Source organism: Nocardiopsis sp. CNR-923 (assembly GCF_001942255.1).
GTDB lineage: Bacteria > Actinomycetota > Actinomycetes > Streptosporangiales > Streptosporangiaceae > Nocardiopsis.
In genome coordinates, this window is record NZ_MKKC01000068.1 from 43,304 (window position 1) to 70,038 (window position 26,735).

The following is a 26,735-nucleotide window of genomic DNA, read 5'->3' on the forward strand; positions in this document are numbered from 1 at the left end:
GGGCCGGACCGTCCGCGTGCTTGGCCCGCGCGGGGCGGTGGATACGCGTGTGCGCAGCGAGTCCTACCCGGGATGCGCGCGGGCGATGCCTCCGGTCCGGGAGCCCTACTATGGGGCGCATGGAGGAACTGCGCGGACATCACGGAACCTGGCGAATCGACGAAGAGACGGTACGGATCAGGTTCGACTCGGGGCGCAAGGTTCCCACCTTGCTCAGGCACGTGAGTGAGTGCGCGGTCCCGCTGGTGGCGGTGCGTGAGGTCGAGTTCGGGCGCGGTGACCGCAAGCGCGGGTGGCGGATGCGGCTGTGGCTGGTCGACGGTGCGGACCCGTACGCGGGGCTGGGTGCGCCCGGACGGGGTGCGACGACCCCGCTGGAGCTCACCGGCCCGTATGACGGGGAGCTCGTCGCCGAGTACGTCGCGGACAAGATCACCTCCGCGGTCGGCTTGGCCCGGGAGATCGCCGGCGGGGCCGTCGACCCGCGCGAGGTGGCGCGGTCGCTGGTGGCGCGGCCTCCCTTCCAGGCCCGCACCGCCGAGGGCACGGCCACCTTCGACGGCACCCGTGTCCGGCTCCAGTGGGACGGCCTGATGGCCAGTTCGGCCAAGGAGAAGGAGAAGGCGAGGGAGTTCCGCCTCGCCGAGATCGCCGAGGCCCGGTGGTTCCCGCCGGTCGACCTGACCGAGGGCCTGCTGCGCATCGAACTGCGCGGCGTGAGCGAGGCCACCGACGTCGCACACGACTTCTTCACCCTCGCCTCCCACGGGACCAAGGGCAGCGAGGAGACCCTGCTCATGGCGGCGACGATCAACGCCCACCGCGTTCCGGCCGAGCCGGAGGCCGCGCCGCCCGGCCCGCTGCCGGCCCCGCTGGCCGAGCAGGGCGCCGAGGCGGTTCTGGCCACCATTCGTGAGTTGGGCAGGCTCCATGCGGAGGGACTGCTCACCGATGAGGAGTTCGACGCGAAGAAGGCCGAACTCCTCGGACGCCTGTGACCGGGACGGCCGCCCCGCGCCCCGCGTCCGCTCCCGCCGGGTGACCGCCCGGCGGTTCGCGACTGGAAAGGTCATCCGCCTTGCGCACCCTCTACCCGCGTATCGAGCCGTACGATTCCGGGACGCTCAACGTCGGAGACGGACACCGCGTCTACTGGGAACTGTGCGGCAACCCCGTGGGCAAACCCGTCGTGTTCCTGCACGGCGGGCCCGGCGGCGGCTGCTCGCCGACCCACCGCCGGCTCTTCGACCCCGAGCGGTACCGCATCCTGCTCTTCGACCAGCGCAACTGCGGCCGGTCGACGCCGCACGCCAGCCGGATGGACTCCGACCTGTCCACGAACACCACGTGGACGCTGGTCGAGGACATCGAGCGACTGCGCGAGATGATCGGCGTGTCGCGGTGGCAGGTGTTCGGCGGGTCCTGGGGCAGCTGCCTGGCGCTGGCCTACGCGCAGCGCCACCCGGAGCGGGTCAGCGAACTCGTCCTGCGCGGTGTCTTCACCCTGCGCGACGAGGAGCTGCGCTGGTTCTACCAGCAGGGCGCGTCGATGCTGTTCCCGGACCTGTGGGAGTCCTACCTCGCGCCGATCCCGGTCGAGGAGCGCGACGACCTCATCGCCGCCTACGCACGGCGGCTGGGCGATCCGGACCGCGCCGTGCGCCTGGCGGCCGCCCGAGCGTGGAGCGTGTGGGAGGGGTCGACGGTGACGTTGCTGCCCAACGACGAGATCCGCGCCCAGCACTCCGACGAGGACTACGCGCTGGCGTTCGCGCGGATCGAGAACCACTTCTTCAGCAACCGGGGCTTCCTGGCCCCGAACCAGCTCATCGACGGGGCCGAGAAGATCCGCGACATCCCGGGCGTGATCGTGCAGGGGCGCTACGACGTGTGCACGCCCGTCCACACCGCCTACGATCTGCACAAGGCGTGGCCGGAGGCGCGGTTCCACATCGTCGGCGACGCCGGGCACGCGTTCAACGAGCCCGGCATCCTCGACCGGCTCATCGAGGCGACCGACCGTTTCGCCGGGTAGCGACCGTCCGGGGGCCGCAGGGCCCGGCGGGTCGCGGTGGGCGGGACCCTGGAGACGACGGGAAGGGCGACCCGGCCCGGACGGGTCCCCGATCCCACGATGCGGCGCACTAGAGTCGAGGCACCCGAGATCCGCGCGACGAAGGGACAGACATGCGAGTCGAGGTCGACTTCGACCAGTGCGAGAGCAACGCCCTGTGCATGGGGGCGGCCCCCGAGGTCTTCGAGGTCCGCGACGACGACTTCCTCTACGTCCTGACCGAGGAACCGTCCGCCGAGCTGCACGAGAAGGTGCGTGAGGCCGCGCGCCTGTGCCCCAAGCAGGCCATCACCCTGAAGGCGTAGCTCCCGCTGCGGTCAGCGCCTCGTCCCATGTCGTGGGCTCGTCCAGCAGACCCCGGTAACGCATGGTCCGCGGCGTTGACCGCAACCCCAGCACCCCGGTGAGGAGCCCGCCGCGGCCCAGGAAGGCCACGAACTTGCGGTCCTCCGCAGACCCGTGCACGAACGCGACCTTATCGGCGGGTGCGGCCTGTCCCAGCAGCTGGATCTTCATCTTGTATTGGTCCGACCAGAAATAGGGCACCGGGGTGAAGGGGGTGCGCCCCGAGCCCGCGAGGAGGTTGCGGGCCGCCGCCTCCCCCTGCTGACTGGCGTTCGTCCAGTGCTCCAGCCGGATCCGGCCGCCGTAGCGCGGGTGCGGCCAGTTCGCCAGGTCGCCGACGGCGTACACGTCGGGCACGGACGTCGCCGAGAACGCGTCGCAGGCGACCGCGCCGTCGGGGAGCAGTTCCACGCCCGACCCGTGCAGCCACTCGGTGTTCAGGTGCACACCCAGCCCCGCCACCACGAGGGACGCCTCGACCGCGGATCCGTCGGCCAGCCGGACGCGCTCCACGCGGTCGGCGCCCTCGAATCCGGTCACGCCCACCCCGAGACGCACGTCGACGCCGTTCTCCCGGTGCAGTTCGGTCAGGATCCGTCCGATCCTCGGGTCGATCACCCGCGTCAGCGGCGTGGTCGCCGCCTCCACCAGCGTCACCTCCATGCCCACGGCACGGGCGCTGGCCGCAACCTCGGCGCCCACGAAGCCCGCTCCGACGACCACGAGGCGGCCGCCGGAGTCGAAGGCGGCGCGCACGGCCTCGGCGTCGTCCAGGGTGCGCAGCACGTGCACGCCCGCGAGGGTCGTGTCGGGCCGTCGCGCCCGGGCGCCGGTCGCGATGACGAGGCCGTCGTAGCGCACGGTCTCCGAGCCCTCGGGTCCCGTCACGTCGACCTCGCGCGCCCGTGTGTGGAGCCGGACGGCGCGGGTGTTCGGGCGAAAGTCCAGGTCCAGGGCGTCCAGCGCGGCGTCGTCGCGCAGCCGCAGGGCGCGGTGTCCCACGAGCCAGCCAGGAGCGCCGTTGGACGGGTCCATCCCTGCCCCGGTGAGGACCTCCTTGGACAGCGGGGGCCGCGAGTACGGGCGGTACGGTTCCTCGCCGACCAGCGTGATCCGACCGTCGAACCCCTGCTCGCGCAGGGACTCCGCGGCGTGCAGCCCCGCCATTCCGGCGCCGGCGATGACGATGTCGCTGAGGGTGTCCGGCACTGTGGTGCCTTTCCGGTGTCGGGTCAGGTCGTGTTCGCCGGGGTCAGGGCCCGGACTACAGCGCGCGGACCTCCCCGACGGGCGCGCCTCCGCCGTGGACGTCGACGCGCAGGAGGTCGTGCACGGGGGAGACGTCCACGCCGATGGCGCGCAGGGCGTCGAGTGCGACCAGGGTACGCGCCCGCTCCTCGGCGTCGCCGTCGCTGATCTTGACCGCGACGGTCTCGCCGGTGGGCGCGCCGATGAGGTGCACCCCGTCCGCGCCGATCTTGGCCACCATCCCCGGGACGCGGGTCATGAGCACGGTGTCGATCCGGTCGGCGCCCGACACGTATTCCGGGTGGGCGCTCATCGCGTCGGTGACGGCGCGCTCGGGGCTGCCCTCGGGGGCGGCGCGCATGCGCCGCAGGCCCCGGGCGAGCCCGACCAGGGAGACGGCCAACTGGGGCGCCCCGCAGCCGTCGACGGCGGTGTGCGAGACGCGTTCGCCGGTCAGTTCCTCGACGGTCTCTCGGACCAGGACCTGGAGGGGGTGCTCGGGGTCGAGGTAGTCGTCGGTGCTCCAACCCCGCTGGACGCAGGCGGAGAGCATGCCCGCGTGCTTGCCTGAGCAGTTCATGAGGAGGCGTTCGGGTTCGCGGCCCGCGCGCAGGAAGTCGCGGCGCGCCGCCCGCCCGCCGGGGATGTCCTCCGGGCACCGCAGGGCGTCGGGGGTGAGCCCTGCCTTGGTGAGGATGCGCTCGGCCTCGGCGGCGTGCATGTCCTCGCCGCCGTGGCTGCCCGCGGCGATGGCGAGGGAGCTGCCCTCCAGCGGGGCGCCCGCGCGCAGCATGGCCAGGGCCTGGAAGGGCTTGGCGGCCGAACGGGGGAACATGGGCTGGTGGACGGGGCCGCGCGCGAGGGCGATCCGCCCGGTCGGGGTCAGGGCGACCACCGCGCCGTAGTGGACGCTCTCCCGCATTCCGGAACGGGTGACCTCCGCGAGGGGCACGTATTCCGGGTACGGGCTCAGCGTCGGCCGCGGGGTGTGGGGCATGCGGGATCTCCTCGCCGTTGAGGTGCGGGTGCGCGGGGAGTGTCCATGTTTCTGTGGACACGAATAAGAACGTTACATAATGCACCTTTCTTCCGGTGTTGGGGTGGGATCAACCACTCGTGCCCCGCTCACGCTCGTGCCGGGACGGCGCCGTGCGGGCACGGTCACGCGCACGGCGGTTCGCTGTCGCGCACGGGGAGTAAGGTCGGTTCGAGTACGACCGGGCCGGACACCGGCGAACCGGCGGTGACGAGTGAGTGGAGCAGGCGATGGGAACGCTGCGGTGGGGCTCGCTGACCCGCAGGCGGGTCGGCCCGCGGGCGGCGGACCTGGAGTACGCGGTGCTCGACACGGAGACGACCGGGCTGGATCCGCGCACGGGCGCCCGCGTCGTCGAGGTCGCCGTGGTGCGGCTGCGCGGTGACGGCACGGTGGTCGAGGAGTTCAACACACTGGTGGACCCGCGCGCCGAGGTCGACGGGCGCGAGTTCCACGGCATCGGCGACAGCGACACCGTCGGCGCGCCCACCTCCGCCCAGCTGGTGCCCAAGCTGACCGAACTCGTCTCCGGGGCGGTCGTGGTCAGCCACAACCTGGACTTCGAGCAGCGCTTCCTGGCCTCCGAGCTGGTCCCCGCGGGCCTGCCCCCGGGGCAGTCCGGCCTGTGCACGCTGCGCGCCCTGCGCTCCCAGCTCGACCTGCGCCGCTACTCGCTCGCCCGCGCCTCCCACGCGCTCAGCGGGGATTGGCCCACCGGGCAGCACACCGCGCTCGGCGACGCCCGGGCCTGCGCCAAGATCCTCGCCGAGCTGCTGACCAACGCCCCCGGCGAGCTGCGTTACGACGGCCCCGAGCCGAGGATCCTTCCGGCCCCCGGTGCTCGGGGCGAGGCCGCCCGCGTGCGGTGGAAACCGCGCACGGGAGGCGGCCCCGGCGGCCTCGGCCCGCTCCGCCCCTGGCCGTCGTGCTGGCGGAAGGCCGAGCTGGACCCCGTCCTGTGCGGCGGCGCGTTCGACGAACGATCGCGTGCCGAGGCGGAACTGGCCGCCCGCCGCGACACCCGACTGCGCGCGCGGATGGCCGCGGTCGCCGCGGTGACGGGCGCGGCGGCCGCCGCGGCCGTCGGCGGTCTGCTGGTGCGCATGGCGGGAGACTCCGGCGGGCTCAGAGGCCGGAGAGCGTGAGGAAGAAGGCCACGATCAGCGCGCTTCCGCCGACCGCCGTGCACAGGGCGCGCCCCTGCTCGGTGAGTCGCGCGGAGGCCAGTTCGACGCGTGCGCGCGTGCCGACGGCACCGGCGGCCGGTCTCGGGCGTGCGGTTGTGCCGCCGCGCGCGGCGACGGCCCGGGAGCGGGCCGCGGAGCCCCGGCGCCGGGCGGGGAGGCGGCCCGCCGGAACGTAGCGGGGCACCTTGTTGAACAGGGCGAGCGACACCAGCGCGGCGCCGAACAGAATCAGGGCGAGGGACACGTCGGGGAGGGCCTCACGACTCGTCGGGTGGTCGGCTGCCCGGGAGGGGCGGGCAGCCCGATTCTCACCGAGGCCGGCCACACACCGCGACTTCGACCGCCGCGGACAGGCCCACCGCGCAGATTACGGGCCCGCCCTTATCGCAGCACGTTCAGGCGCTGGCACCGTGGGTCACGGTCCGGGTGGGTTTCGGCAGGATGGTGTCCACGGTTTCGGGGGCCACGCCCAGAGCGCGCAGGACGAACCGCGTCACCAGCGCGTGGGTCTCGTCGAGGTCGATCTCCCCGCTCACGAGCGGGATGCGCTGGGAGCCCACCACGGACAGGGTCAGCCGGGCGGTCGCCTCGGCGGGCAGCGGGTCGAACTCACCCGCGACCGTACCCTCCTCCAGGATCTCGGTGAGCAGGCGTTGCATGGGCGCGACGTGCGCCGCGAGCGCTGGTAGGCGTCGGGGCCGAGGCTGGCCCCGAGCTCGGCGGCGGGTGGGTGCGGATGGGCGACGATGCCTTCGAGCTGGAGACGGACGAACGCGGAGACCCTGCGCGCGGCGGACACCCCCGAGGGGAGCTCGCGCCTGTACCGGTCGACGAACGCCCCGCTGACCTCCTCGGTGAAGGCCAGGAGCAGCGTCGCCTTGTCGGGGAAGTAGTTGTACAGGGCCGTGCGCGTGATGCCCGCGGCGTTGGCCACGTGGGTCATGGAGACGCGGTCGATTCCCTGTGACCGGATCAGCTCGTCGACGGCCGCCATGATGCGCTCCCGGGTGCGGGCACGGTGCGCGGCGATGGTCGGTGCCGTGATCTTGGGCATCCTCCTATGGTGTCACGCCGATCGACCGGGTGGCACGGGGCGGCGACTCCGGGTCACCGTTCTGGGGCACGGGGTGACCGGCGCGGTGGTGTCCGCGCGGACACGCCCCAGGTCAGTCGACCTGGGCGCGGGGTGTGTGGCGGCGTCCGAGGTCGGCCAGGACCTCGGTGTTGAGCTGGTAGGCCAGACGGGTCTCACTGACGAGGCGGTCGGCGGCGGCCGGGGTCAGTTCGAGGGAGTCGAGCCGCGCGCGGTACTCGGAGCGGAACCGCGGCAGGCTCCCGAGCCCGTCGAAGACGTAGAAGGACAGACCCTCGTGGGTGAGGCCGTAGGTCCTGGCGGCCACCCGGCGGATGAACTGGCCACCGGACACGTCGCCCATGTAACGCGTGTAGTGGTGGGCGACGAACCCCTCGGGGTGGTCGGCCATCCGCTCGATGCGCGCCGTGTAGGCGCGGGTGGCGGGACTGGGGGAGACGCGGTCCCGGAAGTCCGGTCCCAGCAAGTGTTCCAGGTCGCGGACGAGCGCGGGCACGCGCAGGAGTTCGGGCTGGTGGAAGCGGCCCGCCACGGGATCGTCGGCCAGGGCCCGGCCCAGGTCCTCCAGGGCGACGTAGGCGAAGTAGTGCTGGGCCACCATCGCGGTGTAGCCGTCGAGGGGGAGGACGCCCTCCATGAGCGTCCGGGTGAAGCCGTGGTGCTCCGCCGCCTCGTGATCGCCCCACGTTGCCGCCCTGAGCCGTTCGGAGAACGGGACCTCGCCGTGTCGGGACGTGGGGGCCTGGGTCGTCGCGTTCATCCGAGCCGTCCGCCTTCCGCTTCGGGTATTTCATGACATGATGTCATCAACACGGGACCCGGTGTCAAGATTTATATGACATATTGTCGCAAAAATATCTGACACACCGGGGATGCGAGCCGAACATCACATCTCGCACGTGTCCGTGCATGCGCGACTGCGCGTGCGGAAAGCGGACGCAGCCGCACTGCACGTGCACCACCGAGCGGTCGCCGCGGCTCCCACGTGCGACGGAGGGACACCCGCCGCGGTGCCCGACGTTGCATGTGTCTCGTCCCGCGCGCTGGTCAACAGGTCGCCATGGCGTTTATCGTTTGGGTGTCGTGTGGGTCCGAACCGCCGGGAAGACCCGAGTGTCCAACCTCCGGGCACGCGGCGCGGCAGTGCCCCACGGACCAGCAGACCAAAGGCGATGAGTGGATACCAGGAGAACAGGGCACGATCCCGTGACGGTGATCGGCGACGAGACGGCCTGGGCCGTCACCACACACGGCGCCGCCGCGCATGACGGCGCCGTCCTCGGTGACGACGCCGCCCCGCCCCACCGCGTGGACGCGGCCGTCGAATCGGTCGACGTCCTGCTTGTCGAAGACGACCCGGGCGACGCCCTCCTCGCCGAGGAACTGCTCGCCGACACCCCACTGACGACGCGCATCACGTGGGTGCCCACGCTCGCGGACGCGCGCGCTGCCCTGAAGGGCTTCCGCGGCTGCGTCCTCCTCGACCTCAACCTCCCCGACGCGCAGGGCCTGGACCTGCTGCGCGAGGTGCTCCAGAGCGCGCCCTCGGCCGCCGTCGTCGTCCTCACCGGCCTCGACGACGAACACGAGGGCGTGGCCGCGGTCGCCGCCGGCGCCCAGGACTACCTCGTCAAGGGCCAGGTCGACGGCTCTCTCCTCGGCCGGAGCCTGCGCTACTCGCTGGAGCGCCGCCGCGCCGACGACAACGCGCGCCAACTGCACGAGGCGCGGATGCGCGCCCGCGAGAACACTCGCCTCGAACGCGGCCTCCTGCCCCAGGTCCTCCTCCAGAGCTCACCGCTGAGCCACCGCGCCTACTACCGTCCCGGCCGCAAGCGCGCCGTGGTCGGCGGCGACTTCTACGACGCCGTGGAGAAGAACGGCACCACGCACGTCATCATCGGCGACGTCAGCGGCCACGGCCCCGACGAGGCCGCGCTCGGGGTGAGCCTGCGCATCGCCTGGCGGACCCTCGTCATGGCCGGGGTCGCCGAGGACCGCGTGCTGCCCAACCTTGAGGAGATACTGGTCAGCGAGCGGGCCCAGGAGGAGATGTACGCCACACTGTGCATGGCCAGCCTGGACACCGGCACCGACCGCGTGCGCGTCCGCCTCCTCGGCCACCCGCCGCCCCTGGTCATCCAGGACGGATCGGTCGTGGAGGCCCAGGCGTCCCCGCAGCCGCCGCTGGGCGTGTTCCCCGTCGAGGCCGCCGACGTGGACGAGGTCGTCCTGCCGGTGGGCGCGAGCATGCTCTTCTACACCGACGGTCTCGTCGACGCCTACGACGGTCGCCCGCCCGCGCGGTTGGAGGTGGCTGGTCTGCGCCGCATGGTCAGCGGCGTCCTGGACCAGGGCGTCTCCCTGAGGCGCCTGCCCGAACACGTGGTGGACGAGGCCGAGCGCAGCAACGGCGGCCCGCTCCAGGACGACGTGGCGATGCTGCTCATCGCGCACGGCGTGAACGGGGACGGCGCGTGAACCGTGCGGAGGAGTCGGTCACGCGGCCCGAGGAGACCGAACCCCGCCGGACGGCGGGAACTCCGGTCGCGGGGGACCTGTTCGCGGACGGAGTGCCGCGCGGGCTGATCGGCCCGCGGGCGCCCTGGAGTCTGCGCCGCCGCGTCACCAGTCTGCTGACCGTCGTCGCCGTCGTGCTCGTGACCGCGGTGTCGGTGATCACCCTGGCCGCGCTGAACGCGCGCGACTCGCTCACGTTGCAGGTGGACTCCCTCACTCCGGCGGTGAACGCCGTCGACCAGACGCGCGCCGCCTACCTCAGCCAGGACCACGCTCTGCGCGGATACATCCTCACGCACGACCGCGAGTTCCTGGAGCCCTACGTCGAGGGCAACGTGACCCTGCTGGACAACCGCGCCGATCTCGAACGGCTGGCCGCGAACAACCCCGAGGTCGCCTCCAACGTCGAGGACCTGCTGATCGCCGGGCAGGTGTGGACGGACGAGTTCGCCGAGCCCGTCCTGGAGCAGGTGAGCAACGGAGAGAGCCCCTCTCAGGAGGACCTCCAGCGCGGGCGCGTGCTCTTCCTGGAACTCAACCGGGTCAGCGACGCCACCAACCAGCAGCTCCAGAGCGAGATCGAGCAGGCCCGCACGGGGCTCACCCTGGCGACGCAGCAGGTCGTCGCACTGCTCGTCCTGGTCGGCCTGGTCGTGGTGTTCCTGTCGGTGTTCCTGTGGGTCATGCTCCAGCAGTGGGTCCTGCGCCCCCTGGAGGAGCTGGCAGGGCACATGCGCCAGGTGTCGGAGGGTTACTACGCCCACCGCATCACGCTCCAGGGCCCGCCGGAGATCGTGCGGCTGGGCCAGGACGTGGACGCCATGCGCGAGCGGATCGTGCACGACCTGGACGAGGTGGCCAACGCGCGTCGCGCGCTCCAGGAGCAGTCCACCCTGTTGGAGCACCAGACCGAGGAGCTGCGCCGCTCCAATCTGGAACTGGAGCAGTTCGCCTACGTCGCCTCCCACGACCTGCAGGAGCCGCTGCGCAAGGTGGCGAGCTTCTGCCAGCTGCTGCAACGCCGCTACCACGGGCAGCTGGACGAGCGCGCCGACTCCTACATCGACTTCGCGGTCGAGGGCGCCAAGCGTATGCAGACCCTGATCAACGACCTCCTCGCCTTCTCCCGGGTCGGCCGGACCAAGGACTTCGCCTCCGTGGACCTGGACGTGGCGCTCGGCGACGCGCTGAGCAGCCTGTCGACCCGTCTGGAGGAGGCCGGCGCCGAGGTCACGAACGACCCCATGCCCACCGTCCAGGGCGACCGCACCCTGCTCACCCAGGTGTTCTTCAACCTGGTCGGCAACGCCGTGAAGTTCCGTGCCGAGGAGGACCCGCGGGTCCACATCGGCGTCGAACGCCGCGGTGACGAGTGGGTGTTCCGCTGCACGGACAACGGGATCGGGATCGAACCGCAGTACGCCGAGCGCATCTTCGTGATCTTCCAGCGGTTGCATACTCGCGACAAGTACACGGGAACGGGCATCGGCCTGGCGATGTGCAAGAAGATCGTGGAGTTCCACGGCGGCCGGATCTGGCTGGACACCGACGACGGTCCGCGGGACGCGGTCCGGGCCGGAACGCGCATATGCTGGTCATTGCCCGCGGACCCCGAAGAGGACGTGACGGCCGACACGGAAACCGTGGAGGGCGTCGGCGACGATATCGGGGACGAGGGGGCGGAGGACTCCGCGGACGCGGACACGAGGCCGGAGACCGCGGAGCGGTCGACGGACACCGACGCTCCCGGAGGGGACGGCACCGAGCCGGACGAACGGCTCGACACGGTGCCCTCCTCCCGGTCCGTCACCGATGGCGGTACGGTTCCCCCCGGTGACGGGGCGGGGCCCTGACACCAGGGGTCTGGAAGCTTGAGCGAGGTCATGTTGGTGCATCCCATCGAGGTGCTGCTGGTCGAGGACGATCCCGGGGACGTCCTCATGACCAAGGAGGCGTTCGAGGAACACAAGCTGGGCAACCGCCTGCACGTGGTTTCGGACGGTGTGGAGGCCCTGCGGTTCCTGCGCCGCGAGGGCGAGTACACCGAGGCCCCCCGCCCGCACCTGATCCTGCTCGACCTCAACCTGCCCCGCAAGGACGGTCGGGAGGTCCTGGAGGAGGTCAAGGCGGACGACGAGCTCGCCCACATCCCGATCGTGGTGCTGACGACCTCCGAGGCCGAGGAGGACGTGCTGCGCAGCTACCGCCTGCACGCCAACGCCTACGTGCCCAAACCGGTGGACTTCGAGCAGTTCATCAAGGTGGTCCGTCAGATCGACGACTTCTTCGTCACCGTGGTGCGCCTGCCCAAGGGATGACCGGCGCGCCCCGGCACGTGCACCGGTTCGGTCCCTCCCGGCAGGTGGAGCGCGTGAGCTGCGCGGTTATTGGTTACCGTAGGGGGCATGAGCTTGCCGGAACCGCGTGACCCCGCCGGGCCGTACCGCGTCAGCCTCGTGTGCCTGGGCAACATCTGCCGCTCACCCATGGCCGAGAAGGTCCTGACCGCCGACCTGGAACGGGCGGGGTTGGGCGACCTCGTGTCGGTGGACAGCCTCGGCACGGGCGACTGGCACGTCGGCGGGGGCATGGACCCGCGCGCCGCCTCCACCCTGCGCGTCCACGGGTACCTCACCGACCACACCGCCAGGCAGTTCGAGGACTCCCTGCTCGCCGAGCGGGACCTGGTCCTGGCCCTGGACCGCGACAACCTCGCCGACCTGCGCGCCGTGGTGGACGTGCGCGGCGCGGAGTTCGGCTTCGCCGCGGACCGCCTGCGCCTGTTCCGGTCGTTCGCGCCCGGGGCGGGTCCCCACCCCGAGGTCCCGGATCCCTACTACGGCGGGGACGACGGCTTCACGGCCGTCCTCAACATGGTGGAGGCCGCGGCCAAGGGGCTGACCGGCGAACTCGTCGTGCGGCTGCGTGGGTAGCGCCGGTGGACGGAGACCCGATCGTGTGCCCCGTCGGCGGTGACGACGGCGACGGGACCCGCGGGGGCCGCCGCCGGGACCCCGTCACCGGAACCATGGCCGAGCGCCTGACGGCGCTGCTCGGCGAGGGCGTCCGCCGCGCCGCCCGGGCCGGGACCAGCCACGACTGGGAGATCTCCTACGCCGAACTGGCCGACGGCACCCGACTCTTCGTCAAGTCGCTGCCCCGGGGCGCTCCGGCGAGCGGGGTGCTCACCGCCGAGGCGCGCGGGCTCGACTGGCTCGGCCGCGGCCTGGGGTCCCCCGCGATCGACGTCGTGGCCTGGGACGAGCGCATCCTGGTCCTGCCGTGGGTGGGGGAGCGCGAACCGTCGCCGCCCGCCGCCGAACGGCTGGGCCGGCAGCTGGCGGGGATGCACCTGAGCGGCGCCGACCACTTCGGCGCGGACTGGCCCGGCTACATCGGTCCGCTGCCCTTGGACCACACTCCCTCGCGGGACTGGGCGCGCTTCTACGCCGAACAGCGGCTCCGCCCCTACCTGCGCCGGGCCGTCGACCAGGGCGCGCTCACCCCCTCCGACTGCCGGACCGTCGAGCGGGTGGTCGACGCCGTGCCCGACCTGGCGGGGGCGGCCGAACCCCCGGCCCGCGTCCACGGCGACCTGTGGAACGGCAACGTGATCTGGCGGGACCGGGACGCCGTGCTGGTGGACCCGGCCGCGCACGGCGGGCAGCGCGAGGCGGACCTGGCGATGCTCGCGCTGTTCGGCCTGCCGTTCCTGGACCGCGTGCGGGACGCCTACAACGAGGTGGCGCCGCTGGCGGACGGATGGCGGTCGCGGGTGGCCTGCACCAGTTGCATCCACTGCTCGTGCACGTGTGCCTGTTCGGGGCCGCGTACCGGACGACGACGCTGGAGGCCGCGCGCACCGCACTTCGGGGCGGGTGAGCGGGAAGGCCAGCCCGGGCTGCGGGGCGGCGGGGTCGTCCGGTGGTTCGGGGGCCATAGATTGGGCGCATGTCTGACGTGTCCCACCACCACGAGCCGGGCACTCACGCCGCACCGGAGCTGCACGTCGCGTTGGTCGGCTACGGGAAGGGCGGCGAGGTCTTCCACGCCCCGATCATCGACGCGGTGCCGGGCCTGCGGCTGTCCGCCGTGGTCACGAGCGACCCCCGGCGTCGGGCGGCGGCCGAGGCACGCTACCCCGGCGTCACCGTCTACCCGACGCCGACCGACCTGTGGGCCGACGCCGACCGGTACGAGATCGCGGTGGTGGCCACCCCCAACCGCACCCACGCGCCGCTCGCGCGGGCAGCCCTGGAGGCGGGGCTGTCAGTGGTCGTGGACAAGCCGTTCGCGCTCACCGGGGACGAGGCGCGGGAACTCACCGAGACGGCGGCGCGGTTGGGGCGGGTGCTCACCGTGTACCAGAACCGACGCTGGGACGCGGACTTCCTGACGCTGTGGAAGCTGGTCGAGGAGGGCGCGCTGGGGCGGGTGCACCGGTTCGAGTCGCGGTTCGAGCGCTGGCGTCCCGAGGCCAAGGGGACCTGGCGCGACAGCGGTTCGGCGGCCGACGGTGCGGGCGTCCTGTACGACCTGGGGCCGCACCTGATCGACCAGGCGGTGAACCTGTTCGGACCGGTGGCCTCCGTCTACGCCGAGGTGGACGCGCTGCGCCCCGGGGTACGGGCGGACGACGACGTCTTCCTCGCCCTGACGCACGAGCGGGGGACGCGGTCGCACCTGTGGATGAGCGCGCTCTCGGCCCAGAACGGGCCGCGGTTCCGGGTGCTGGGGGACACGGCGGCGTACACCAGCCGCGGTCTGGACGGTCAGGAGGACCGGCTGGGCGCGGGGGAGCGGCCGGACGCGCGGGACTGGGGCGTGGTGCCGGAGGCGGCGTGGGGGACGCTCGGCGCGGACGGCGACCTCCGTCGGGTGCCCAGCGCGCGTGGAGCCTACCCGCAGTTCTACGCGGCGGTGCGGGACGCGGTCGGCGAGGGCGAACCGCCGCCGGTCGATCCGCACGAGGTGATCCACGGGCTGGAGGTCATCGAGGCCGCCCGGCGCAGCGCCGCGACGGGCACGGTGGTTCCGCTGCGTCAGGGGTGAACCGGCCTCAGGCGTCCGTGGCCGCGGGGGACCCGGCGGCGCGGCCGGGGGACGGGGAGGCGGCCAGGGCCGTGCGGGTGAAGTCGACGAGGAACGCGCGCAGGCGCTCCTGCTCGGCGTCCGTGACCGCGTCGGGACCCAGGACGAGGCGGGCGATCTGCGGGGTGATCTGGGGCCAGACCGCCAGGCCGATCAGGGTGAGGAGCAGCTGCCGGGAGTCGAACGCTCGGCGGTCTCACCGAGGGCGTCGGAGAGGGAGGCGACCTTGGCGTCGTAGAGTTCGGCGCGCTCCTCCTCGGCGGGCAGACGGGCGTTGCCGTAGTGCAGGGACTCCCACAGCAGCAGCCGCAGCAGGTCGGGGTGCTCACGGTGGTAGTCGAAGCAGCGGGCGACGTAGGCCGCCGGGTCGCGGTCGTCGGTGACGGTGACGGCCTGGGAGAGTTCGTCGAGCGCCTGGACGACGACGTAGCGGAAGAGCTGTTCCTTGTCGCCGAAGTGGGCGTAGATGCGTTGCTTGTTGACCCCGGCGCGCTCGGCGATCCGGTCCACGCGCGCCCCGGCGACGCCGTGCTCGGCGAACTCGTGCCTGGCGGACCTGAGGAGCAGGGCACGGGTGTTCTCGGTGCGGGTGGTGTTGCGCATGGTGACAGATTAGGCCAACCGGTTGGTTGCCGGAATCGGGACCGGCGCGGACGGGACGTTCCAGGCAGGGCCCGCGCACGGGCCTTTGGCTCTATGTTGGAGGGAGGTTGCCCCAGCGTTTCGTCCGAAGGAGCAGTGCCGTGGCCCAGGTCCTCGTGGTGGCGGACGACCTCACCGGAGCCAACGCCACCGGTGCCCGGTTCGCGCGCACCGGCATGCGCGTTGCCACGGTGACCCCCGAGCACGTGAGCCGGGTACAGGCCGACTACGACGTCGTCGTGGCCAACCTGGACAGCCGCCACGTGCCCCCCGAGCAGGCGGCCGACCTGGTCACCGACGTGGTCGAGGCGGTCTGGCCGGTGGGTTTGGTGGTCAAGCGGACCGACAGCACCCTGAGGGGAAACGTCGGCGCGGAACTGGAGGCCGCCTACGACGCCGTGCGCGAGCGGGTGCCGTCCGGGACCCGCGTCAGGGTCCTGTTCACTCCGGCCTTCCCCGGCTCCGGCCGGATCACGGAGGACGGCGTGCAGCTGCTCAACGGGCAGCCGCTGGAGCGTACCGACCTGGCGCTCGATCCCCTGAACCCGATGACCACCAGTGTCGTGAGCGACATCCTCGCCGCGCAGACCGACCTGCCGGTGCGGCATGTGCCCGTCCGGCAGATCACCCAGAAGATGCTCACCGCGGAGCTGCTCGCGGGCGACGAACCCGTGGTGGTGTGCGACGCGAGTTCGGAACAGCACCTGAACGACATCGCGGAGGCGGCGGCCGAGGCGCACCACGAGGCGGGGGTCGTGTGGGTGTCGGTCGACCCTGGGCCGACCGGGGCGCTGCTCGCCTACGCGCTGCGTCTGCGCGGCCAGGCCGGCTCGCGCGGTGCGCTGCTCGGGGTCACGGGCAGTACGACCGACCTGACGCGCCGCCAGTTGGCGACGGTGGCGCGGACGGGGGCGGTGCGGTTCGTCGATCTCGACGCGGTGGCGCTCAGTGATCCGGACGGCGACCACGCGGACAAGGTCGCCGAGGACCTGACCGAGCAGTTGACGTCGACGGGCTTCCCGGAGCTGTGCGTGCTGCGCGTGGTGACCACCGCCGAGCACGTGCGGGAGCTGCCGGTCCAGGCCAGGGCGGAGCTGCCCGGACGGATCGCCCGCCTGGTGGCGGACGTGATCAACGACATCGCGGACACGGCGGGGCCTCAGGCTCTGCCGAGCGGGTTGTACCTGACCGGGGGAGACCTCACCGCGAGCCTCCTGGACGAACTGGACGTGCACGCGGTGGACGTCGGCGGCGAGGTCGTGCCGCTGGCCGTGCACGGGCACCTGAGCGGCGGGCCGCTGGACGGCACGCCGGTGGTGGCCAAGGGGGGTCTGGTCGGCGACGACATCACGCTGGTCGAGTGCCTGGCGAAGCTGCGCAGGGCCGTGCAGACGCGGCTGCACCAGGTGCACTCGGAGGTGTCGGAGCACGTCGTGCCGACCCTGACCAGGGGCCCCGCCTGAGACCGTCGCGCACGCGCCGGGGAGGTTACGAGGACTTGCTCGCCTTCCTCACGAAGTAGCGGGTGCGGCGGGCGGCGCCGGGAGGCACCCCGGGTTCCTCCCGCGCCCGGCTCACGTGTGCTCCGGGGACGCCTCCAGGTGGTCGGCGGCCAGCTTCTCCAGCAGCTCGGCCAACACCCCGGGCGCCTCCAGCGGTCCCATGTGCCCGATTCCCGGCACCTCCCGCACCTCCTCGCACCGCGCGAGCAACGACCCGATGTGGTGCGCGTGCCACGGCGGCGTGAACCTGTCCTCGGCGCCGGCGACGACCACGGTCGGGGCGGTGATCCGGCGTGCCGCGTCCTCCAGTTCCAGGGACGCCAGGACCGCTCCCCAGCGACCGCGCGCCACGGGCTCGCACGCGTGCACCATGCGCGTCGTGAGCCGCCTGGCGCGCGGGTCCGACGACCTGCCCAGGACCAGACGCCTCAGGGCGGCGGCGGAGACGGGGTTGGCCGGGCCCATCGGCAGGGTGGCGCGCAGGAACACCTGCCCGCCGAGGCGCCCGAGCACGCCGGGCAGAGGGAAGGCCGTCGACCTTGCCACCAGCTGCGTGCATCCGGTGTTGGTGAGCAGCACGGCGGCGGCGCGGTCGGCGAACGCCCGGCGCGGACCGGCCGCCATCACGGTCATCCCTCCGATGCTGTGACCGGCGACGACCGCGCGTCGGCCGCCGGGGACGGTCGCCTCCAGGACGGCGCACAGGTCGTCGGCGAGCTTGTCCGTGCCGTATCCGGCCCTCGTGATCGGGGTCTGGCTGCGGCCGTGGCCGCGTTGGTCGTACAGGACCACGCGCAGGCTCGGGTCGAGCGCCCGGACGACCGGACCCCAGGAGGCCAGGGACGTGGCCCAGCAGTGGGCGAGGACCACGGTGGGACCGTCCTCGGGGCCGCGCACCTCGACGTGGAGCCGGGTGCGGTCGGCGGAACGCACGGTGATTTCCCGGGCCGCGCCCAGGTGTCGGATCGCCATCGGGGGGCCTCTCGATTGGGGGAACGCTCAGTCGTCGTTGGTGACGTGGGGGACCGCGAAGGGCGGGGCGCCCGCTCCGCTGACCGGATGCCCTCCCCAGAGGTCGGGCTCGTCCAGGTGGCCGGAGCCTCGTGGCCTTCGGGGGTGCGGATGCGGACGGCGCGCACGCCGCTGGCGAAGGCCGCGCTCAGGGAGGGGTGGGCCGAGAGCCGCCCCTTCCACCGGTAGTCGCCGGTCAAAGGTGAGAAGTGCCCCGCGAAGTGGGCGTCGACCTCGACCTCCCCGTCGGGCAGGGCGACGGTCACCGCCCCCCGGTACCCCTCCTCGCCGTCGTCGAACCCGCTCACCGCGCCGCCCCCGTGCGGTTGAGGCGCAGGTCGTAGTTGTGCGGGTCGAACCAGCGGGTCCGCAGCGCGTAACTCCAGGTGAACGAGGGCCACAGCGTGGTGTTGCGCCCCTCCTCGTTCAGGTACCAACTGTCGCACCCACCGGACACCCACACGGTGCCCTCCATGGACGCGGCGACCCTTCGGTTGTAGGCGCGCTGGGCCTCGGGTCTGACGCCGAGACGGTCGACCCGGTTGCGGCACGCGTACCTGAGCGCCTGCATCGTGTACCGGATCTGCGCCTCGATCATGAACACCTGCGAGCTGTGCCCGAGCCCGGTGTTGGGTCCCGCGAGCACGAAGGCGTTGGGGTACCCGGCGACCGTCGTGCCACGGAAGGCCTGTGCCGTGGAACCCCAGTGCTGGGCCAGGGACACCCCGTCGGCGTCGAGGATCCGCTGGGCGATCGGCGGGTCGGTCACGTGGAAGCCGGTGCCGAGGATGACCGTGTCGACTTCGTGCTCGGTCTCGTGCCCCGAGGCGTCGCGGGTGACGACCGCGTGCGGGCGGATCTCGACGATGCCGTCGGTGACGACGTCGACGTTGGGCTGCGCGAGCGCCGGATAGTAGTCGTTGGACATGAGGATGCGCTTGCAGCCCGCGCGGAAGTCGGGGGTGAGCTTGGCGCGCAGCCGGGGGTCCTTGACGCCGCGGTGGATGTTGGCCCGGCCGAGCCGCTCGACGACGGACAGCAGTCGTGGGTTCTTGGCGAAGCCGAACACGTAGTTCTCCCGCCCCCAGTAGATGCTCGTGCGGGCGATCCGCTGGGTGAGGGGAAGGTTGCGGAACAGCCAGCTCTCCAGCCTGGTGATGTCGCGGTCGTGGCGGAGGATCACCCAGGGCGCGGTGCGCTGGAACAGGCTGAGCGTTGCGACCTTCGGCTGGATCCGGGGGACGAACTGGATCGCCGACGCCCCGGTGCCGATCACAGCCACCCGGCGGCCCGTCAGGTCGTGACCGTGGTCCCAGTCGGCCGAGTGGAACATCGTCCCCTCGAAGGTGTCCAGCCCCTTGATGTCCGGGAAGGAGGGGTCGGCGAGCGGCCCCGCGCCGCTGACCAGGAACTGGGCGGTGACCGTGCCGCCGGTGGTCTCGATCCGCCACCGGTCGCGCCGGGGCTCCCACCGCGCGGCGGTCACGTCGTGGCGGTGGCGGACGTGGCGGTCGACGCCGTACTCTCCCGCGACGCGCCTGAGATACTCCCAGATCTCGGACTGGGAGGAGAACGAGCGGCTCCAGCCGGGGTTGGGCGCGAACGAGAAGGAGTACAGGTGCGAGGGGACGTCGCAGGCGGCGCCGGGATAGGAGTTGTCCCGCCAGGTGCCGCCCACGTCGTCGGCGCGTTCCAGGACCACGAAGTCCTCCAGGCCGGCCTGGAGGAGCCGAACCGCCATGCCGATCCCGGCGAAACCGGTCCCGATGACGGCGACCCTGAAGTGCGGTGGTTCTTCGGTCAAGATGGGGTCCCTTCGTGCGAACCGGACCGGCCCCGTGGGGTCGGGGGAGTAGGGCCCCGGGGGCGCGGCGCGTTCGCCCCCGGGGGGTGGGAGCCGTCGTCGGAGGGGCGCTGCGCGTTCCGCCCGCCGATGACGGCGTTCACGGGCTCGGCGTCAGCGGCCGAGCAGTCCGGCCTTCCTCCAGAAGCGCCGACCCGGGCCGGAGACGGCGCCGGCGGTGGTCAGGGTCGCCACGACCTTGCGGGCCGCCCAGGTCTTGGTGTCGATCCAGTGCGGGTTGGCGCTGGCGACCCGGCGGGCCTCGCCGGGGTCCAGCCCGACCCGCTCGTAGACCTTCGGGTTGATCAGCCTGGTGGTCGAGTAGTAGGTGACCAGGCCCAGGAGGAGGCGGCTGTAGGCCTTGTTCAGGGCCCCGCGCCCCGCCCAGTCCCGCGCGAACTCCTCACGCGCGTAGCGCATGTGCCGCGCCTCCTCCACCACGTGGATGCGGGAGACCGAGCGCACCAGGGGCAGGATCCGCTCGTCCGCCATCGCCTCGCGCTGGATCTGGTCGAGGACCTCCTCGACGAACAGGGCCCCCGCGAAGATCAGCGGTCCGTGCGCGATCGCCTTGAACACCCGTCCGAGGTGGTAGGCGACCGGGTCGAGTCGGTGCGCCCGCCATCCGAGCTTGCCGACCATCCTGGCGAACATGACCGTGTGGCGACACTCGTCGGCGATCTCGGTGTAGGCGTACTGGACGTGGTTGGTCGTGGGGTCGTTGCGGTAGGCGTGCCGCACCAGCATCTGCATGAGGATGGTCTCGAACCAGATGCCGACGGTGGCGACGGAGGCGACCTCCAGGCGGCTCAGTTCCCTGCGCTTCTCCTCGCTGAGCCGGTCCCACAGGTGGGTGCCGTAGAGGGAGATGCGCTCGGGGCGCAGGGCCCACATGCCGGGGTCCACCGGGGCGTCCCAGTCGATCTCGACGAGCGGGTCGAAGGAGCCTTGGCCGAACCGCGCAGCAGGCGCCCGGCGATGTCCTCACGGTCGGTGAGTCGGGGTTCGGCGGTGGTCCGAACGTTCATCTCGTCCCTCCTCGGGAAACGTGCGGCCGGGGGTCGGCGCCGACGTGACGGGCATGGAGCCCCTGGGCGATCTCCGCGTCCTCGAAAACGCCGTCCGCGAGGAGCAGGCCCAACTGGAGCGAAACGATCCGATCCGTCGTGCCGGGGAAGTGCCGTGTCAGATGCAGCGCCACCGAGCCGAGGCCGGTGGCGGCCACGTCGCGCGGCGCCCTCCGGGACGCGGCGGCCCGGACCACCGCCATGACCGTGTCCCGTGCGCGTTCGGCGGGCACGAGGCCGTCGAGGGCGACGCCGGTGGCTCGGGAGCTCTCGTGGATGGGGGTGTCGACGTAGCCGGGATAGACGGTGCTCACTCCGACGTGGGTGCCGTACTCGGCGCGCAGGCTGTCGGCGTAGGCGACCAGGGCGCGTTTGGAGACGGTGTAGGCCCCGGCGAAGGGGAAGGGGAGGTTGGCCAGCAGTGACGAGGTGAGTACGACCCGGCCCCGGCTCCGCAGGAGTGCGGGCAAGGCGGCCGAGGTGACCCGCCAGGCGCCCAGGAGGTTGACCTCCAGCGCCTGGTGGACGTGGACGTCGGGTTCCTCGCCGATGTCGACCGCCGGTCCGATGCCCGCGTAGTGGATCAGCAGGTCGAGCCGTCCGCCGAGCTGGTCGACGGCTTCGGCGACGCGGGCGCGGACCTGGGCGTCGTCGGTGATGTCGCAGCCGAGGACGCCGGGGGCGGGCTTGCGGTCGAGGCCGACGACGTTCACGCCGAGGTGCCGGAGGACGGTCACGGTGGCGCCGCCGAACGCGCCGGACGCACCGGTGACGACGGCGTTCTGGCCGGGGAGCCGCCGCAGGCGGCGCGGAAGGGGGGTCGGCATGCGATCTCCTCCACTGTCATTGCCGGAACGTTACAACGATCATTGTCACAATGCAATGGGTGGTGGGGTGGAATTTACCCGCGGGTAGCTTCGCGGTGCGCGAAGGAACGCGCCGCGGGCCGCGCGGCCTCGGCAACCAGCCGACAGCGCGTGCGACGGTCTCTAGGCTTGTGCCATGGCCGAATACCGCATTGACGAACTCGCCAGGCTCGCGGACACGACTGTGCGCAACGTCCGGGTCTACCAGGACCGGGGGCTGCTCGCCCCGCCGCGCAAGCAGGGGCGCGTGGGCATCTACTCGGAGGCGCATCTGGCACGTCTGCGGCTGATCGGCCAGCTGCTGCGACGCGGGTACACCTTCGCCAACATCGGCGAGATGTTCCAGGTGTGGGAGCGCGGCGGCGACCTCTCCGACATCCTCGGCTTCGAGTCGGCCATCGGGGACGCCTGGAGCGACGAGATCGCCGACTACGTCACGATCGGTGAGCTGCGCGATCTCTTCGGCAAGGAGGTGACGCCCAGAACCGTGAAACGCGCCGTCGACCTGAGGTTCATCGAGCGCGACGGGCTGCGCTTCCGCGTCCCCAGCCCGCGCCTGCTGCACGCCGGGGCCGAACTGGTCCGCATGGGCATGAGCGTGGACGCCGTACTCGACATCGCTGAGAACCTGCGCGACAAGGTGGGCGACGTCGCCGAGCACATGGTCCGCGTGGTCGCCGAGCACATCCTCGCGACGTACGCGCCGCTGACGGTGATACAGACCAACAGCGGGGAGGTCGCCGAGATCGCCGAACTGATCCGCCGCGTCCGCCCCCTCGCGCAGCAGGCCGTGGACGCGGTCCTGGCCCAGGCCATGGCGGAGCACATCAACGACGTCATGGGCGAACACTTCGCCCTGGCGATGGAGCACCTGCGCGGGGAGTCGAACTCCCACGCCGCACAGGGCGGTCCCGCGGGACCCGCCTGATCCGGGGGGCGTACCGGGCCCGGCCATGGGCCCGGGAGTCCAGACGGACGCGGGCGGGACGGTCTGGCGAACGCGTGGGGACGGTCAGCCCGCGGGCCGCCCCTCCCCGCGTCGCGGGGGCGGTCAGCCGCCGTGCTCGGCGGAGTCCGCGTCGGTTTCGCCCTCGGTGGTCGCGTCCGCTTCGGGCGTCTTGTCGGACTCCGCGCCCCCGACCACCGACAGCGGCAGGGTGGTGGTGTGGCGCAGTTCGGCGAAGGCACCGGCCGGGACGGCGGGGGAGTGCGGGAACACCGGTCTGAGCCGCTGGTAGGGCGCGCCCTGCTCGGGCCGGGAGTCCGCCTCGCCCTTGTTCGGCCACAGCGCCATCGCGCGCTCGGCTTGGGCGGTGATCGTCAGGGACGGATTCACGCCCAGGTTGGCGGTGACCGCGGCGCCGTCCACGACGTGGATTCCCGGGTGCCCGTACAGCCGGTGGTAGGGGTCGACCACCCCGGTGTCCGGCTCGTCGCCGATCGGGCAGCCGCCCAGGAAGTGCGCGGTCATCGGGATGTTGAACACCTCTCCGACGGTGCTGCCCGGGTAGCCGTCGATCCGCTCCGCGAGCCGCCTCGCGGCCTCCTCGCCGGCGGGGATCCAGGTCGGGTTCGGTTCCCCGTGGCCCTGGCGCGAGGTCAGCCGCTTGCGTCCGCCGAGCGGTCCGCGCCGGACCGAGGTGGTCAGCGAGTTGTCCAGGGACTGCATGACCAGTCCGATGATGATCCGCTCCGACCAGCGCCGGTTGGACAGGCTGCGCGCGAAGACGTGGGGGTGGCGCACGGCCCGCCCCAGGAAGCGCAGCCAGCGCGGCGTCCTCCCTCCGCCCGGCACCTGGATCGTGCTGAGCAGCCCCATCGCGTTGGAGCCCTTGCCGTAGCGGACCGGTTCGATGTGGGTGTTCTCGTCGGGATGGATGGACGAGGTGATCGCCACGCCCTGGGTCAGGTCCTCGGGCGGCGTCAGGTGGCGGCTCATCGCGCCCACGAGTGCCTCGGAGTTGGTCCGCGTGAGCGTCCCGAGACGGGGGGACAGCCGTGGCAGCAGCCCCGAGTCGCGCATCCGGTGCAGGAGGGTCTGGGTGTTGTACGTTCCGGCGGCCACCACGACCTGACCGGCGGTGAACGTGCGGGCGTTCTCCCTGCGGCGCGGGGCGTCGGTACGCACGGTGTCGACCGCGAAGCCGCCGTCGGGGAGTTCGCGCAGGCGCTCGACGGTGGTCAGCGGGTGGACCTCGGCGCCCGCGCGCTCGGCGAAGTACAGGTAGTTCTCGGTGAGCGTGTTCTTGGCGCCGTGGCGGCAGCCCGTCATGCACTCGCCGCACTCGATGCAGGCTCGCCGCTGCGGGCCCGCGCCGCCGAAGTAGGGGTCGCCGACGGACTCCCCGGGCGCGCCCTCGTTTCCCTCGCCGTCCTCGCCGTCGCCGAAGCACACGCCGACCGGGGTCAGGCGGAAGGTGTGGCCCACGCCCATGTCCTGCGCGACCGCCCTCAGATGGACGTCGGAGGGGGTGACCGTGGGGTTGGTGCGCACGCCGAGCATGCGTCGTGCCTGGTCGTAGAAGGGGGCCAGCTCCGACTTCCAGTCGGTGATGTGCCGCCACTGGGGGTCATCGAAGAACGCGTCCATGGGGTGGTAGAGCGTGTTCGCGTAGTTGAGCGAACCGCCTCCGACCCCCGCTCCGGCGAGGATCACGACGTCGCGCAGGAGGTGGATCCGCTGGATCCCGTACATGCCCAGGTGCGGCGCCCACAGGAAGTTGCGCAGGTCCCAGGAGGACGAGGGCAGGGTTTCCGAAGTGAACCGGCGTCCGGCCTCCAGGACGCCGACGCGGTACCCCTTCTCGCTGAGGCGGAGGGCGCTGACCGAGCCGCCGAAGCCGGACCCGACCACGATGACGTCGTAGTCGTGCCGGTCGGCGGCCCGCGCGGTGGAGGCGTCGGACGGAGGTGCGCTGCGCTCTGCGGACACGGAGGGTCTCTTTTCCAGGTCGGGTGACGCGATCCCGTGGTGCGCCGGATACGAGTCGGCAACATCGAATACGTCATCTAGAAATGTGACATCTTCTATTGTAACGTTCGTCACTACCGCCGAGTAGGTGTGTTCCATGTAACACGCGAGGCGCGCGTCGGCGCAACACGTTCCCCTCGCCCCCGCGGGTGGCGAAACCCGGAGGTCGCAGATGCCCAAGCCTTCCGATGAGACCCCCCAGGCGCCTCAGGACCCGCCTGAACCGCACGAGGGCACCGGCGGCACCCGCTGGCGGCGGTTCGCGCTCATCGCCGTCCCCGGACTGGCGGCCGCCGCCGTCCTCGGCGCACTGACGACACAGGGGCTGCTGGCCGCGTCGTTCGCCGTCTCCGGCGACAGCTTCAAGATGTCCGCCGACCGACTCGCCGGACAGGGTTTCACGCAGTACGGCGACGTGGCCGAGTCCGTCGACGGCACGGGCCGCCCCGTCGGCCTGTCCACGGTCGACACCGCCACCCTCGACAACCTGTGCATGTCGTCGCTGTGGGACCTGGGCATTGGAGAGGCCACACTGGTGATCACGGCCGGCGAGGCGGACCCGGTCGAGGGCACGGACCTGGTGCTCGACCTGGAACAGCTGCGCGGAGACGCCGAGTTCGGCGAGATCGAGATCGGCCGCGACGCCAGCACCCTGGACAAGGCCGAGGGCGGTCAGGGCCCGGCGGGCGGCTTCGGCCTCCAGGCCGACACCATCAGCGTCTCGGGCGTGGAGCTGACCACCTGGGCGGTCACGTCCGGCAGCCTGCGGCTCAGCGGCCTCGACCTCGCGGTACGCCCGGGCGAGCACGAGTGCTTCTGATCCCATGTCCCACGCACTCGACGCGCTCCGCACGGCCCGGGGAGGGTTCCGTTCCTGGCGGCGGACCCGTCCGTTCTGGGGCGGCCTGCTGCTCGCCGCCGCCGGTGCCGAACTCCTGGTCGCCCCCGCCGCGCAGAGCCTGTTCCTGCCGATCGACCTGATCGTCTACGCCGGGATCGCCGGTGTGTCGGGCACGCTCATCGGGATCCTGCTGGTCGCGATCGGCGTGCTCACGTGGTTCCAGCCGGCCCAGCACACCTTCTTCGGGCTGGTCGGACTCCTGTTGGCGCTGGTGTCCTTCGTGACGTCCAATTTCGGCGGGTTCGTCATCGGCATGCTGCTCGGAATCGTCGGCGGCTCACTCGTCTTCGCCTGGTGCCCCCGCGTGCGCGGGCGCGCTCCCCGTCGCCGCGCACGGTTGCGCCGACGTGCGGTGGAGGCCGGCCCAGACGGCGACGCCCCGGGCGGCCGGTCCGGAGCCGGGGACGGGGCGGGCGACGACGGGGCCGCCCCTCGGCCCCGCCCCCGGCCGTTGGCCGCGCTGGCGCTGCCGCTCGCCCTCGTCCTGACCGTCCAGGCCGTCCACGCACCCGCCGACTGGCCCTTCCCTCCGGGGGAGGAGCAGGAGAGGCCCTCCGCGCCGCCCTCGGAGGGGGCCGGCCCCTCGGAGAAACCCTCCGGGACCCCCTCCCCGGACCCGACCGCCGAGCCGGGCGACCCCGACCGAGGGCCGGGGGACCCCGGTGGTCGCGAGGACCCCGCCGAACCGGGGGACGGGGACGCCGGGGACGACGCCGAGGGCGCGGACGGGACGGAAGGCGACGGGGAGGAGGTCGCCGACCCGGCGGACTGCCCCCTGCTGACGGGCCGGACGGGCGCGGTCGAGACCGAGGAGGAGTTCCTGGCTGCCGTCCGTGCCTGCGAGGCAGCCGACGAGGAGGGCGGACTCCCCGAGGTCCCGGTCGACCAGGACCACGCATGCTTTCGCGGCTCGGTCCGCACCTCGGGACTGACGGCGGACCGGCTCACGATGCGCGGTGCGAGCTTCGGCGGCGTCGTGGAGTGCCCCACCGACGACGGTCCCCGCCGCTACCTGCGCCTCACCATGCGCGGGGCCGACCTGCGTGACGCGGAACTGTGGTTCGAGGACGCCGGAGTCAGGATGAGCCTCGCGCTGCCGACCCTGGTCATGGACGGCGACGTGGAGATGCACGTCACCCGCATGCACGTGCGGGTCCTCGGCATCCCGCTCACCTTCACGCCCGACTTCCCGCCCCCGCTGCTGCTGCCGTACATGATCGTCACCGACGTCGACGTGGCCAGCCCCATGGCCGGCACCGACACCATGTCCATCCCCGGCTTTGACGGCCGGTACCGCGGAGCCTGAGGGTCGCCGCGGAGTCGGCCCGGTCGGCGGGC

General features: G+C 72.3%; 22 protein-coding genes and 4 pseudogenes. 14 read left to right on the forward strand and 12 right to left on the reverse strand.

Annotated elements, in window-relative coordinates; translation table 11 throughout:
* Nucleotides 1-119 precede the first annotated feature (119 nt).
* The 3 genes from BJF83_RS08125 (at nt 120) to BJF83_RS08135 (ending at nt 2,379) form a co-directional block, all read left to right on the forward strand.
* On the forward strand, nt 120-998 hold the full coding sequence (locus tag BJF83_RS08125) for a DUF4429 domain-containing protein (protein ID WP_075925799.1): 879 nt from the start codon (nt 120-122) through the stop codon (nt 996-998).
* A gap of 80 nt (nt 999-1,078) precedes the next feature.
* Nucleotides 1,079-2,035: a prolyl aminopeptidase gene (pip, locus tag BJF83_RS08130; protein WP_075925800.1), complete on the forward strand. Its 957-nt coding sequence runs from the start codon at nt 1,079-1,081 to the stop codon at nt 2,033-2,035.
* 152 nt (nt 2,036-2,187) lie between these two features.
* Nucleotides 2,188-2,379 carry a ferredoxin gene (locus tag BJF83_RS08135; RefSeq protein WP_075925801.1) on the forward strand — a complete coding sequence of 64 codons (192 nt, stop codon included), beginning with the start codon at nt 2,188-2,190 and terminating at the stop codon, nt 2,377-2,379.
* Here BJF83_RS08135 and BJF83_RS08140 read toward each other — a convergent pair.
* A complete protein-coding gene (locus tag BJF83_RS08140) occupies nt 2,363-3,628 on the reverse strand; it encodes an NAD(P)/FAD-dependent oxidoreductase (RefSeq protein ID WP_075925802.1) in 1,266 nt (421 codons plus the stop codon). The genes BJF83_RS08135 and BJF83_RS08140 overlap by 17 nt on opposite strands.
* Before the next feature lie 55 nt (nt 3,629-3,683).
* Nucleotides 3,684-4,664: an asparaginase gene (locus tag BJF83_RS08145; protein ID WP_075925803.1), complete on the reverse strand. Its 981-nt coding sequence runs from the start codon at nt 4,662-4,664 to the stop codon at nt 3,684-3,686.
* Between the two features lie 269 nt (nt 4,665-4,933).
* Here BJF83_RS08145 and BJF83_RS08150 point away from each other — a divergent pair, with 269 nt between their 5' ends.
* A complete protein-coding gene (locus BJF83_RS08150; RefSeq protein ID WP_075925829.1) occupies nt 4,934-5,848 on the forward strand; it encodes a 3'-5' exonuclease in 915 nt (304 codons plus the stop codon).
* On the opposite strand, the gene BJF83_RS08155 is transcribed toward BJF83_RS08150, so the two are convergent.
* From BJF83_RS08155 to BJF83_RS08165, 3 genes and pseudogenes are all read right to left on the reverse strand, one after another.
* Entirely contained in the window at nt 5,829-6,134 is a 306-nt protein-coding gene (locus tag BJF83_RS08155) for a hypothetical protein (protein WP_075925804.1), read from the reverse strand. The two genes, BJF83_RS08150 and BJF83_RS08155, sit on opposite strands and share 20 nt — an antisense overlap.
* A gap of 151 nt (nt 6,135-6,285) precedes the next feature.
* Nucleotides 6,286-6,944: pseudogene (locus BJF83_RS08160) on the reverse strand (TetR/AcrR family transcriptional regulator).
* Between the two features lie 112 nt (nt 6,945-7,056).
* Nucleotides 7,057-7,743, reverse strand: a complete 687-nt coding sequence (locus BJF83_RS08165) for a heme oxygenase (biliverdin-producing) (protein WP_075925805.1) — start codon at nt 7,741-7,743, stop codon at nt 7,057-7,059.
* A 446-nt stretch (nt 7,744-8,189) separates the two neighbouring features.
* Between BJF83_RS08165 and BJF83_RS08170 the strand changes: the two genes are divergently transcribed.
* The 6 genes and pseudogenes from BJF83_RS08170 to BJF83_RS08195 all read left to right on the forward strand — a co-directional run bounded on the left by BJF83_RS08170 (nt 8,190) and on the right by BJF83_RS08195 (nt 14,555).
* Nucleotides 8,190-9,464 (forward strand): PP2C family protein-serine/threonine phosphatase, encoded by a 1,275-nt coding sequence (locus BJF83_RS08170; RefSeq protein ID WP_075925806.1) that lies wholly within the window; start codon nt 8,190-8,192, stop codon nt 9,462-9,464.
* A complete protein-coding gene (locus BJF83_RS08175) occupies nt 9,461-11,356 on the forward strand; it encodes a sensor histidine kinase (protein WP_075925807.1) in 1,896 nt (631 codons plus the stop codon). Before BJF83_RS08170 ends, BJF83_RS08175 begins: the two co-directional genes overlap by 4 nt.
* A gap of 30 nt (nt 11,357-11,386) precedes the next feature.
* Complete coding sequence (locus tag BJF83_RS08180; RefSeq protein ID WP_075925808.1) at nt 11,387-11,821, forward strand: response regulator; 435 nt, start codon at nt 11,387-11,389, stop codon at nt 11,819-11,821.
* Nucleotides 11,822-11,908: 87 nt separating this feature from the next.
* Entirely contained in the window at nt 11,909-12,436 is a 528-nt protein-coding gene (locus tag BJF83_RS08185) for a low molecular weight protein-tyrosine-phosphatase (protein WP_075925809.1), read from the forward strand.
* A 5-nt stretch (nt 12,437-12,441) separates the two neighbouring features.
* Nucleotides 12,442-13,385, forward strand: a pseudogene (locus tag BJF83_RS08190) (fructosamine kinase family protein).
* A 69-nt stretch (nt 13,386-13,454) separates the two neighbouring features.
* A complete protein-coding gene (locus BJF83_RS08195; protein WP_075925810.1) occupies nt 13,455-14,555 on the forward strand; it encodes a Gfo/Idh/MocA family oxidoreductase in 1,101 nt (366 codons plus the stop codon).
* A 192-nt stretch (nt 14,556-14,747) separates the two neighbouring features.
* Here BJF83_RS08195 and BJF83_RS08200 read toward each other — a convergent pair whose 3' ends face one another.
* Entirely contained in the window at nt 14,748-15,197 is a 450-nt protein-coding gene (locus tag BJF83_RS08200) for a TetR/AcrR family transcriptional regulator (protein ID WP_262391395.1), read from the reverse strand.
* Between the two features lie 140 nt (nt 15,198-15,337).
* Here BJF83_RS08200 and BJF83_RS08205 point away from each other — a divergent pair, with 140 nt between their 5' ends.
* Complete coding sequence (locus BJF83_RS08205; RefSeq protein ID WP_075925811.1) at nt 15,338-16,699, forward strand: four-carbon acid sugar kinase family protein; 1,362 nt, start codon at nt 15,338-15,340, stop codon at nt 16,697-16,699.
* A gap of 111 nt (nt 16,700-16,810) precedes the next feature.
* Here the strand turns inward: BJF83_RS08205 and BJF83_RS08210 are convergent, their stop codons facing one another.
* The 5 genes and pseudogenes from BJF83_RS08210 to BJF83_RS08230 form a co-directional block, all read right to left on the reverse strand.
* A complete protein-coding gene (locus BJF83_RS08210) occupies nt 16,811-17,710 on the reverse strand; it encodes an alpha/beta fold hydrolase (RefSeq protein WP_075925812.1) in 900 nt (299 codons plus the stop codon).
* Nucleotides 17,711-17,737: 27 nt separating this feature from the next.
* Nucleotides 17,738-18,057 (reverse strand): annotated as a pseudogene (locus BJF83_RS08215) (DUF4873 domain-containing protein).
* Nucleotides 18,054-19,553, reverse strand: a complete 1,500-nt coding sequence (locus BJF83_RS08220) for an NAD(P)/FAD-dependent oxidoreductase (protein WP_075925813.1) — start codon at nt 19,551-19,553, stop codon at nt 18,054-18,056. Before BJF83_RS08220 ends, BJF83_RS08215 begins: the two are co-directional and overlap by 4 nt.
* A gap of 153 nt (nt 19,554-19,706) precedes the next feature.
* A pseudogene (locus BJF83_RS08225) lies at nt 19,707-20,620 on the reverse strand (diiron oxygenase).
* Nucleotides 20,617-21,486 carry an SDR family oxidoreductase gene (locus BJF83_RS08230; protein WP_075925814.1) on the reverse strand — a complete coding sequence of 290 codons (870 nt, stop codon included), beginning with the start codon at nt 21,484-21,486 and terminating at the stop codon, nt 20,617-20,619. Before BJF83_RS08230 ends, BJF83_RS08225 begins: the two are co-directional and overlap by 4 nt.
* Before the next feature lie 175 nt (nt 21,487-21,661).
* Between BJF83_RS08230 and BJF83_RS08235 the strand changes: the two genes are divergently transcribed.
* Nucleotides 21,662-22,453 (forward strand): MerR family transcriptional regulator, encoded by a 792-nt coding sequence (locus BJF83_RS08235; RefSeq protein WP_075925815.1) that lies wholly within the window; start codon nt 21,662-21,664, stop codon nt 22,451-22,453.
* 123 nt (nt 22,454-22,576) lie between these two features.
* On the opposite strand, the gene BJF83_RS08240 is transcribed toward BJF83_RS08235, so the two are convergent.
* The gene (locus tag BJF83_RS08240) at nt 22,577-24,457 is read right to left on the reverse strand and encodes a GMC oxidoreductase (RefSeq protein WP_075925816.1); all 1,881 of its coding nucleotides are present in this window, start codon (nt 24,455-24,457) and stop codon (nt 22,577-22,579) included.
* A gap of 211 nt (nt 24,458-24,668) precedes the next feature.
* Between BJF83_RS08240 and BJF83_RS08245 the strand changes: the two genes are divergently transcribed.
* Both BJF83_RS08245 and BJF83_RS08250 read left to right on the forward strand, forming a co-directional pair.
* The gene (locus BJF83_RS08245; protein ID WP_075925817.1) at nt 24,669-25,316 is read left to right on the forward strand and encodes a DUF6230 family protein; all 648 of its coding nucleotides are present in this window, start codon (nt 24,669-24,671) and stop codon (nt 25,314-25,316) included.
* A gap of 4 nt (nt 25,317-25,320) precedes the next feature.
* Nucleotides 25,321-26,703, forward strand: coding sequence for a DUF6114 domain-containing protein (locus tag BJF83_RS08250; protein ID WP_075925818.1), 1,383 nt, complete (start codon nt 25,321-25,323; stop codon nt 26,701-26,703).
* Nucleotides 26,704-26,735: the final 32 nt, after the last annotated feature.

Excerpts from the sequence above, each read along its gene's own strand:
- BJF83_RS08230 (WP_075925814.1), bottom strand. The coding sequence starts at position 21,486 with ATGCCGACCCCCCTTCCGCGCCGCCTGCGGCGGCTCCCCGGCCAGAAC.
- BJF83_RS08235 (WP_075925815.1), top strand. The coding sequence starts at position 21,662 with ATGGCCGAATACCGCATTGACGAACTCGCCAGGCTCGCGGACACGACT.
- BJF83_RS08250 (WP_075925818.1), top strand. The coding sequence starts at position 25,321 with ATGTCCCACGCACTCGACGCGCTCCGCACGGCCCGGGGAGGGTTCCGT.
- BJF83_RS08180 (WP_075925808.1), top strand. The coding sequence starts at position 11,387 with ATGTTGGTGCATCCCATCGAGGTGCTGCTGGTCGAGGACGATCCCGGG.
- BJF83_RS08145 (WP_075925803.1), bottom strand. The coding sequence starts at position 4,664 with ATGCCCCACACCCCGCGGCCGACGCTGAGCCCGTACCCGGAATACGTG.
- BJF83_RS08125 (WP_075925799.1), top strand. The coding sequence starts at position 120 with ATGGAGGAACTGCGCGGACATCACGGAACCTGGCGAATCGACGAAGAG.
- BJF83_RS08150 (WP_075925829.1), top strand. The coding sequence starts at position 4,934 with ATGGGAACGCTGCGGTGGGGCTCGCTGACCCGCAGGCGGGTCGGCCCG.
- BJF83_RS08165 (WP_075925805.1), bottom strand. The coding sequence starts at position 7,743 with ATGAACGCGACGACCCAGGCCCCCACGTCCCGACACGGCGAGGTCCCG.
- BJF83_RS08135 (WP_075925801.1), top strand. The coding sequence starts at position 2,188 with ATGCGAGTCGAGGTCGACTTCGACCAGTGCGAGAGCAACGCCCTGTGC.
- BJF83_RS08210 (WP_075925812.1), bottom strand. The coding sequence starts at position 17,710 with ATGGCGATCCGACACCTGGGCGCGGCCCGGGAAATCACCGTGCGTTCC.
- BJF83_RS08245 (WP_075925817.1), top strand. The coding sequence starts at position 24,669 with ATGCCCAAGCCTTCCGATGAGACCCCCCAGGCGCCTCAGGACCCGCCT.
- BJF83_RS08195 (WP_075925810.1), top strand. The coding sequence starts at position 13,455 with ATGTCTGACGTGTCCCACCACCACGAGCCGGGCACTCACGCCGCACCG.
- BJF83_RS08200 (WP_262391395.1), bottom strand. The coding sequence starts at position 15,197 with ATGCGCAACACCACCCGCACCGAGAACACCCGTGCCCTGCTCCTCAGG.
- BJF83_RS08185 (WP_075925809.1), top strand. The coding sequence starts at position 11,909 with ATGAGCTTGCCGGAACCGCGTGACCCCGCCGGGCCGTACCGCGTCAGC.